General features: G+C 40.3%; 10 protein-coding genes and 3 pseudogenes. All 13 read left to right on the top strand.

The window, feature by feature from the left end:
- The first annotated feature begins 192 nt into the window (after positions 1-192).
- The 13 genes and pseudogenes from IGQ45_10490 (at position 193) to IGQ45_10550 (ending at position 9,042) form a co-directional block, all read left to right on the top strand.
- Entirely contained in the window at positions 193-402 is a 210-nt protein-coding gene (locus tag IGQ45_10490; GenBank protein MBF2057623.1) for a hypothetical protein, read from the top strand.
- A gap of 72 nt (positions 403-474) precedes the next feature.
- Positions 475-1,647, top strand: coding sequence for a VOC family protein (locus IGQ45_10495; protein MBF2057624.1), 1,173 nt, complete (start codon positions 475-477; stop codon positions 1,645-1,647).
- Positions 1,548-2,486: a nuclear transport factor 2 family protein gene (locus IGQ45_10500; protein MBF2057625.1), complete on the top strand. Its 939-nt coding sequence runs from the start codon at positions 1,548-1,550 to the stop codon at positions 2,484-2,486. Before IGQ45_10495 ends, IGQ45_10500 begins: the two co-directional genes overlap by 100 nt.
- A gap of 454 nt (positions 2,487-2,940) precedes the next feature.
- Positions 2,941-3,729 carry a hypothetical protein gene (locus IGQ45_10505; GenBank protein ID MBF2057626.1) on the top strand — a complete coding sequence of 263 codons (789 nt, stop codon included), beginning with the start codon at positions 2,941-2,943 and terminating at the stop codon, positions 3,727-3,729.
- Positions 3,730-3,971: 242 nt separating this feature from the next.
- Positions 3,972-4,760 carry a hypothetical protein gene (locus tag IGQ45_10510; protein MBF2057627.1) on the top strand — a complete coding sequence of 263 codons (789 nt, stop codon included), beginning with the start codon at positions 3,972-3,974 and terminating at the stop codon, positions 4,758-4,760.
- Positions 4,744-4,962, top strand: a complete 219-nt coding sequence (locus tag IGQ45_10515; protein MBF2057628.1) for a hypothetical protein — start codon at positions 4,744-4,746, stop codon at positions 4,960-4,962. The genes IGQ45_10510 and IGQ45_10515 overlap by 17 nt, the downstream gene beginning before the upstream one ends.
- Positions 4,962-5,579 carry a hypothetical protein gene (locus IGQ45_10520; protein MBF2057629.1) on the top strand — a complete coding sequence of 206 codons (618 nt, stop codon included), beginning with the start codon at positions 4,962-4,964 and terminating at the stop codon, positions 5,577-5,579. Before IGQ45_10515 ends, IGQ45_10520 begins: the two co-directional genes overlap by 1 nt.
- Positions 5,576-5,728: a hypothetical protein gene (locus IGQ45_10525; protein ID MBF2057630.1), complete on the top strand. Its 153-nt coding sequence runs from the start codon at positions 5,576-5,578 to the stop codon at positions 5,726-5,728. Before IGQ45_10520 ends, IGQ45_10525 begins: the two co-directional genes overlap by 4 nt.
- A 243-nt stretch (positions 5,729-5,971) precedes the next feature.
- Positions 5,972-6,175: pseudogene (locus tag IGQ45_10530) on the top strand (thiamine biosynthesis protein ThiJ).
- Positions 6,173-6,439, top strand: a pseudogene (locus tag IGQ45_10535) (N-acyl-D-glucosamine 2-epimerase). The pseudogenes IGQ45_10530 and IGQ45_10535 overlap by 3 nt, the downstream one beginning before the upstream one ends.
- Before the next feature lie 158 nt (positions 6,440-6,597).
- Positions 6,598-7,494 (top strand): polysaccharide pyruvyl transferase family protein, encoded by an 897-nt coding sequence (locus tag IGQ45_10540; GenBank protein MBF2057631.1) that lies wholly within the window; start codon positions 6,598-6,600, stop codon positions 7,492-7,494.
- A gap of 66 nt (positions 7,495-7,560) precedes the next feature.
- Positions 7,561-7,890 carry an anti-sigma factor antagonist gene (locus IGQ45_10545; protein MBF2057632.1) on the top strand — a complete coding sequence of 110 codons (330 nt, stop codon included), beginning with the start codon at positions 7,561-7,563 and terminating at the stop codon, positions 7,888-7,890.
- Positions 7,891-8,159: 269 nt separating this feature from the next.
- Positions 8,160-9,042 (top strand): annotated as a pseudogene (locus tag IGQ45_10550) (hypothetical protein).
- The last annotated feature ends 102 nt before the right edge of the window (positions 9,043-9,144 follow it).

Consider the following 9,144-nt stretch of genomic DNA (forward strand, 5'->3'; position numbering starts at 1 on the left):
GGTCATAGAAAACTATATCAGGGGTATGGAACGTGCCTCTTTAGACGCAGAGTCGCCAAGCTCTACTGAGTGCGGAAGCATGAGGCAACTTGGGGCGAAGAAGCGTCAGAAACGCATTTCTCAGCGTAGCGGAAATGCGTAGTTCATATCGCTTTCACTAATCAACTGGCTAAAGAACAGTTTTTTGCTTCGATGGAATATCAACAGGCTGTAGCTCAAGCCGGGCAATATATCCAGTTAATCAGACCATTTCCTGAACGTACTGCTTATACTTTTGTATATGAAGGTAAAATGACCTTAGCAGGGGAAAGAAGTTCTAAAGTATCGGAATTGATTGCCACCATCGGCGCTACCAATCAACTTAAACCAGATATTACTGATTTAATGCTCAAAGGCAATTAACAAAGCCAAAAAGCTCTTGCTAGTGGTAATGGTAACGGCAAAGTAGCTACTAATGGTAAAGTACCCCTAACAGTGATAGCTGAAGCACCTAAGCACACGGTGGCGCAACATTTACAGGGTGTACAACATTTCGGCATTACCGTTAATAATCTTGATCTAGCTTTAGAATTTTATCTCGATGTGTTAGGCGGTAAAGTCGCCATCGGTGGTAACGGTTTCGTTGGTTCAGATTTACATAACCTCATCTTCCAAAAAGAAGATTTAGAAGCTAAAGAAAAAGGTATCGATCCCCGTCAGTTAGGTGTGCCACACATTCGAGACGGTAGTAAAGATGCCCTTGACGTGCGCTTTATTTCCTTTGGTAATACCTGTATCGAGTTAATCCACTTCCGTGGTGCTAACCAAGACGAACACGCCCCTAATACATTTGAATCAGTACCCACGGGCATTGGTTATGTGAATGGGTCCCATATCTCTTTCTTTGTGAAAGATGATGTGGATTTAGATGAATTTGCCAAAATGTTAGAGGATGAATGTCATCGCCGTGGCATGACCAATGTAATTGCTAATCGTACCATCGAACTCGATTCAGAACAAGCAAGGGCAAGGGCGCCTCATCTTTATGCTAAGACTGAGTTTCCCGGAGATTTTGACGGTTGGGCTTTATTTTACTGTAAAGGTCCTAATGGTGAACAGTTGGAATTTAACCAAGTCAGACGCACGGCAAAAGCTAATTTCTTACGGGCGCAAAAAGAATATAATCTTGCCAATGATAACCACTATTGGGGTTTAAATGGTCGGGGTTTTAGCCTTGCTAATGAAGAATTAAAAGCACATTATTCCATTCCTGTCAATGCTAGTTCGGAATTAGTTTGGCAAATTTTACTAGATAAAATCGAGAATCCGGGCAATTATATGCCAGCGCCCGTGGAATATACCCACACCCTCGAAACTTATCCCGATGGAATGTTGAGGGAAGTGAAAACCTCGCAAATGTTAGTCAGAGAAAGGATCACCATTGACGAGGCTAATCGCATGATTACCTATGACATCCTCAACTATCCCATGTTTCAACCTCGATTTATTAATCAGGTCGTGCAACCTAACGATGCGGGTAAACAGTTAAACCCTATGTTGGTTAATGTATTCCAACTGACACCGTTAGTGGGGGGGCGCTGGAATTACCCGAAGCTCAATTTTTCCTCCACGCTGCTAATGCCGAATACATCGAGAAGGCAACTTTAAATCTTAAAAACATCATTGAACAACAAAATCAAGGTGACACTATGACACAAGCAACTTTAACCGCTACCAACACCGAGGGCAGACTCTGCCAAATCGTGCGCCAAATGTTCCTCGCTGGGGAATCTATGAATGTCAATAACTTCGTGAAATTCTACACCGAAGACGCTCATTATCAGTTTAGTAATTTTCCTGTGGCTTATGAACCTCAAGGCATTATCGATTCCTCTCAAGGTTTCCTTAATACCGTAGCGAAAGTATATCATCACATTACCAAAATGTGGGAACAGGGCGACACGGTAATCTGTGAAATGGAAGTGACTTATATTCGTCATGACGGTAAAGTTTTCCGTTTGCCTTGCTGTGATACCATCGTTTTCAAAGGGGATAAAGTGCAGGAATTGCGCATTTATATGGATATTACCCCTGTATTTGCCACTCCTGCGGTAGAACCAGCTAAACCAGCGCCCTCCGCCGATATTAGCGCTCAGTTAACTAAAATGTATGCTGCCCTCCATGGGGAAGATTGGGAATTATTTAAAACCTTCTTCACGGAAGATGTGCTTTATAAAATTGGTGCAAATGATCCCGTCATTGGACCTGAAGCCATCGCTGGATTATTACAACATATCTATCAAACCCTCAAATTAACCACCCATAATCAAAGAGGTTTTTGGGCAATTGATGACGTAATCATCCTCGAAATGGACGCTAATTACGTTAATAAGAAAAATAAAACTTTTGTGCAAGTACCTTGTACCGATATTTACCGCTTTAACGGTGAAAAAATCTACGAATGGCGCGTTTATCCCGATGCTTCCAAAACTGGGGTAGTTCTGTAGTTTGTAGTCATCCCTTTAAGGGTGATTGAGAATTAATTGCCTATTTTTTTCTTTGCTTAATTATTCTTCTCCCCTCTCCCCTGGGAGCAGGGCGTTTTCATTCTCAAAAATGTTAGTTTCTCAAACTAGCCAATAATCTGAAATTCAGAGGTTTTTAACTACTAATAAATCAATTAATAGTAAAAAATCCTCCTGTCTCCCTGTCAACCTGTCTTCTTGTCAAAAACAAATCAATTTTGATCCTGACTTTGAAAACACCCTGCTCTGGGAGAGGGGTACGGGTAAAATTCATACTTGGTCAAATACAGGCAAAATTCCAGCGCGCATCATCGCCCTATTAACCCCTTCAGGTATTGCAGAAGGTTTTGAGACGGTGGGCGCCCCTGCTGGTATATTTGATCCAGAGCCCTCCAACCCGTTTGAAAATACCTCTTTTGAAACACCTTTTTCCTTAATGAGATTTGGACAAACCAGTGGGCCCAATAATCCCAATCCAGTGGCTACTAATTTATTTGAAATTGGCGCTAACGAATCCTATGAACAAATCACCCGTGATCAACAAGTATTCAGAGTATTAAGCGGTGAGGTAGTTTTTGATCTCGGTGGCACCATGCAAGAAGCCCAAGAAGGGGATTATCTCTATGTGGATGCAGGGCAAATGTTTACCATTACGGGAACTGCTGAAACTGCCGAATTGATTCAGTTTTCCATCGCCAGTAACGTTTCTCGTGGTGAAGTGGTGGTGGGTGGTAGCGCTGGTAATGATGACATTGATAGCGCTTTTCCCACTAATGCTTTTACAGGTAACGCTCAAATCCTCTTTACTGGTAGCGGTTTAGACTCTGTAGATGTATCTCAACAAGGGCAAGGAAGTCGTATTGATACCGGTAGCGGTGACGATACCCTTTTTGCTGGAACAAATAACCGCATCATCCTTGGTGACGGTGACGATAAATTATTTATCAGTACCAGTGGCGGTGGTAATCCCATTACTGGAGGGGAGGGCGCTGATGAGTTTTGGTTATATACGGATGAGGGCGCTATTCCCGACAACCCAAATATTATCAGTGACTTTGTGTCAGGGCTGGATGTGATCGGTTTTTTAAATACTACCCTCAGTTTAGGTAGTAGTGATTTTAGTTATGAGCAAGATGGTAGCGATGTGATTATCTCTGCGTTTGGTCAAGAAATTGCCACTCTCTTAAATACTACTGTTACTGATACCGATTTCGTCTTTGCTTAATTCTTCTTCTCCCCTCTCCCACAGGAGAGGGGTTGGGGTGAGGGTAAAAAACTTTTTCTCCTCGTTTGGTTGTTTTTTGTTGGGTTTCGTGCCTCAACCCAACCTACATTAAATTTTTTAGGTTGTTTTTTGTTAGGTTTCGTGCCTCAACCCAACCTACATTAAAATTTTTAGGAGTGTTTGGAGATGCTAACCCAGATGACAGCCCCTTATATCGCCCTTATAACCTGATTTTTCACGAAATGAATGGGGAAACGTTACTATATGTCTCCTCATTAGGTAGTAATCAAATCCTCAAATATTCCCTTAATGGTGATTATCAAGGGGTATTTATTGATGGTAACGATCCTGATATTCCCCTCATTGGTCCAGTGGGTCTATTATTTGATGATAATAATAATCTTTTAGTTTCCTCTTTCGGTTCTTTTGACCCGGAAACTCAAACCGTGAGCGGTGTTAATATTCTCAAATTTGACTCAGAAGGCAACTATTTAGAAGTTTTTAACAAAAATGAACCAGAAGGCAGTTTGCGAGGCTTGGCAGGACTGGTGGAGGGCGCTGATGGCACAATTTATGTCAGCTCAGTCTATGGAAATAAGGTTTTAGCTTACGATCAAGATGGTAATTTTCAAGAAATAATTGTTGAAGGACCTAGTACGGATAACCCCATTGATCCCGAATTATTTCCCCTGCAAGGACCTTTTGAAGTAATCACAGGGGAAAATGGCAATTTATTTGTATCTTCTCTTGGTATTGGCAGCGCCCTTACTTCTTTTGATAATGACTTATTTGAGGGAGAAAGCGACTTTTCTGCGGTGTTTGAATACGACAACGAAGGCAACTTAATTGGTGTCTTTGGGGATGCGTTTGGTGATCCCATCAATCCTGATGATGCGCCACTTTTGACCGCTGATAGAGGTTTTCAAGATGGTCATTTAATTTGGGGTTCTCAAGTTTTAGCGACAGTTGACGTGACGGGTGAACCCATGCCCACTGGTGAAATTCCGGAACCTTATGATGGCGGTAGTTAAGGTTATTCTCAATACCGATGATACTTGGTTAGGTGTGGACAATCCTACAGGGGATACAATACAGTTATTTCAAGCTAGTGATACGGATCAACGTCTCAACCTCACTCCTTACGGCACGGGTTTCGATGGTGGCATTGAAGTTGCCATTGCCGATGTAAATTATCTTGAATCGAAATTTATAACGGTGCTGATTACCAGTTAATGACTACTACTAATGCCTTTCATCATGAAGACTTTACGGGGAACATTAATGTCGCAGTGGGTGATATTAATGGGGATAATTTTTATGATATTGTCTTGGCGCGGGGCGCTGGTGGTCGAGGATTACTAGAAGCCTTTGATGGTAAGACATTAGAAGGACTCGTGCGCTCTGGTGCCATCAACAGTTTAAGTGCTACTGGTGTAGCTCACGAAACTGCGGTTTTCCATCAAGATGTTCAACCTTATGGGCCAAACTATACAGGTGAGATCAAAGTCACTTCTGGTTATGCCTTACAAACTCCTGAAACTCCTAACGGCGCCCCTGTCCAAACCAGTAGCGGTAATATTACTACATTAGCGTTGGGTGAAGTTCCAGAAGGTCATGAACAACTAAAAATTCATACCTTCATTGCTGGACATGGAGGCCATGGAGGTCATGATGGAGATAGCGAAGAGGAACATGGAGGACATGGAGAACATGGGGAACATGGAGGACATGCGGTGGTAATCGTATTAGTGGAGGGGAGGGAGCTGATCAGTTTTGGTTATGTACGGATGAGGGCGCTATTCCTAGTAATCCCAATATTATTAGCGACTTTGTTTCTGGTGAAGATGTGATTGGTTTCCTCAATACCACACTCAGTTTAGGTAGTGATGATTTTAACTATCAACAAAATGGCACTAATGTGATTATCTCTGCTTTTGGTGAAGAAATTGCCACTTTATTGAATACTACTGTCGCTGATACCGATTTCGTTTTTGCTTAATTTTTCTCCTCTCTCTGAGGATTGAGAGTTTTTAACACTTAAAAATTAATACAAATATCAGTCTTTAGTTTAATAAATTGGACGATAAATAATTAGCTATGTAATTATTTACACAGTTAATTATTTAGCTAAATTTGGTAATTCATAAAAATTATTAAATGGGTGACAAAAAAACATATCGAGTTATTATAAAAACAATTCAACTCGTCATCATGCACACAAAAATTATCAGGTAAAATAAAAATGTCCAAAGGAAAAATTGGTGTAATTATTGAAGAACATTTTGACGCTACAGAATATAAGCGTTTTAATGAGTTTTTTCCTGAAAATGGTTATGAGGTAAAATATATCTCTCATTTATGGGGAAATGACTCCTTAAAATTCGGTTCTAACCCCGAAAATGATGTTATTGAATATCATGTGAAAGTAACCACAGAAGTTAATGATAGAGGTACAGAATACCTGCGCGAACACATGAAATTTGAAGACCTCGACGAAGGTATCGTTTATTGGTATCACGGTATTGACGTTAACGGCGACAGAGAAGAAAAGATTTTTGCCTCCGAATTTGGCGATGATTATGACGCAATTCCAGCTTACGAACAAATTTACGCCCTCGCTGGACCTATTCAAACCTACCGTTGTACGGGCGATCCCCATATTATGGAGGATACGGAAAAAACCATTAAATTATTTAACGAATTTTTCCTTATAGCAATTTTGATGCTGAGGCTTTAACCGTTAAGTTACCTAAATCTGATCATCGAGTCAAAGTAAAAGTAACTATTGTACCTGTAGCATAAAGGAAATAGGTGGGGTGTGTATCACCCTACCATTACTTTAATCAACTCAACACTAAAATTTAATTTATGAAACTTTACTACTGGAAAAATGGTAATGAAATTAACTTTGGCGATGATCTCAATCCTTGGCTATGGCATAAATTAATACCAAATATTTTGGATAATGATCCAACCACTGCATTTATCGGCATTGGAACTGTCCTTAACAGTTCTTTAAGAAGTAAAACTCCTGATGCAAAAATTAGAGTAATTTTTGGGTCGGGCGCTGGTTATGGAGGCAAAAATGGGAACTTAGTATTAGATGATACTCACAAGGTTTATTGTGTTCGAGGTCCTTTGACCGCAAGAAAACTAGGTTTATCTCTTGATTATTCCATTTGTGATAGTGCCATTTTAACGAGGAAAGTGTTTGATTTTTCCTTGTCCAAAAAATATACTTTTTCTTTTATGCCTCATCATAGTTTTATTAGTAAAGGAGTTCCATGGCAGGAAATTTGCCAACAAGCAGGAATTGAATTTATCGATTCAACTAAATCAGTAGAAGAGTGTTTAACAAAAATTGCTCAGACTGAAATTCTTATAGCAGAAGCCATGCACGGAGCTATTTTAGCAGATGCTTTTCGAGTTCCTTGGATTCCAATTATTACTCATGGAGCAATTAACCGGAGCAAATGGGAGGACTGGTGTTCGTCCATTGATATTGAGTATCAACCCCTTTACTTTGACCAAATATCTTACCTTAAAACTCGTTCAAACACTCGACTTTACCCTTTAAAAAAAATAAAACAGTCGTGGGTTAATAATCTACACCTCGATTTTTGTCTAAAGGGTTTTCGTCATATTGTAAAGCACCCTCAATTTTTTCTCAGTGATTCTGATACTATGGAAAATTTGACAGAAAAATTATCTGCAAAATTGCAAACTTTTCTTGGTGATTATCACAATGGAGAATTTCAGCAGTAGTTAACTAGGATAGTTATTGAAACTTGATTTTAGTCACATTATCAATTAAATAGTCATTCAAAAATTATGGAAATCAAAATCACCACCCAAGATAATTTACAAATTGTCGCCATCGAGGGAGATATTGATTCTTCGGTGGCATCAGACGTCACAGAAAAAATTGTCCCTTTGGCAACGGAAAACGCTCAAGTAATCCTTGAGATGACAGCCGTAGAATATATGTCCAGCGCCGGTCTCCGTACACTATTATCTATGCACCGTCAAGCCACTAATAACAGTGCTAAGTTAATTTTGGTGGGTTTATCGGAAGATATTAAGGATACTATGTCGGTAACAGGCTTTTTGGATTTTTTCACCACTGCTGATTCTTTGGAAGAAGCTCAAAAACTTTTGTAAGAACCTTATTTCATGGACAATATCAAGTTTATTTACAGCCCTTTTGAATTTAGCAAACCGCGCTTTGAAATGGTGGGCATTGCCCACCCTACAGTTAGAAGAAATTTTTGTGATTCATTGATCTGGAAATTGCTGTAATTACTTGTAAAGATAAGCTCATCCGAGTTCAATTTATTGAACGTTGTTTGTTAGCCGTGTAATTGATTACACGGTGAGGAAAGTAATATAACCCATTGCCGATTCCCCAGCGCCCTCCACCATAAATTATCATGCAAAGAATAGACATACATCCAACTCATACTCACGGAGAATTTAAACTAAGACGGGGAAATCCAGCGCCCTTCGGCGCCACCTTTGTCCCCGGTGGTGTGAATTTCTCCATTTTTTCTACCCATGCCACTTCGTGTACATTAGTATTATTCGAGAAACACGCCCCTGAACCTTTTGGAGAAATCCCTTTTCCTGATGAATTTCGCATCGGTAACGTATATTCCATGGTAGTTTTACTAAACATCAATCTTCAGGGTTAAAGGAAAGCCATCGAGGTACATTCGCAGGGATTAAAGATAAAATTCCCTACCTCAAGGAATTAGGGGTTAATGCCATCGAGTTAATGCCCGTTTATGAATTTGACGAGTTTGAAAATAGTCGCCCTAATCCCACTACCGGAGAAACTCTTTATAATTATTGGGGTTATAGTACCGTCGGATTTTTTGCCCCTAAAGCTGGTTACGCCGCTACGGGTAAATTTGGGATGCCGGTGGTTTGTACCAAGTGGGTTCATTTCCGGCTTACGGGCGCTGGGGAGAATGGAACGGTAAATACAGAGATACTATTCGGAAATTCATCAAAGGTGATACTACCGTAGGGGATATGGCACAACGGTTACAGGGATCACCCGATCTCTATGCTGAGGCGGGGAGGGCGCCGGCTACTTCCATTAACTTCATCACCGCCCATGATGGTTTTACCCTCATGGATACAGTTTCCTACAACGGTAAACATAACGATGCCAACGGCGAAAATAACAACGATGGCAGTAACGATAATGATAGCTGGAACTGCGGTTGGGAAGGGGAAACCGATAATCCTCATATCAACGCTTTGCCCCATCGTCAAATTAAAAACGCCATCGCTCTGTTAATGGTAAGCTAAGACGCATTGATTAGGTATATAATTTGGGTTAGAAAAGATAAAATTTAGGTGTAATTGATGCCTTACAAAAATTTTTTGTCAGAGGAAGAGAGAAAGTAT

The sequence above is a fragment of the Cyanobacterium sp. T60_A2020_053 genome (assembly GCA_015272165.1).
Classification (GTDB): domain Bacteria; phylum Cyanobacteriota; class Cyanobacteriia; order Cyanobacteriales; family Cyanobacteriaceae; genus Cyanobacterium.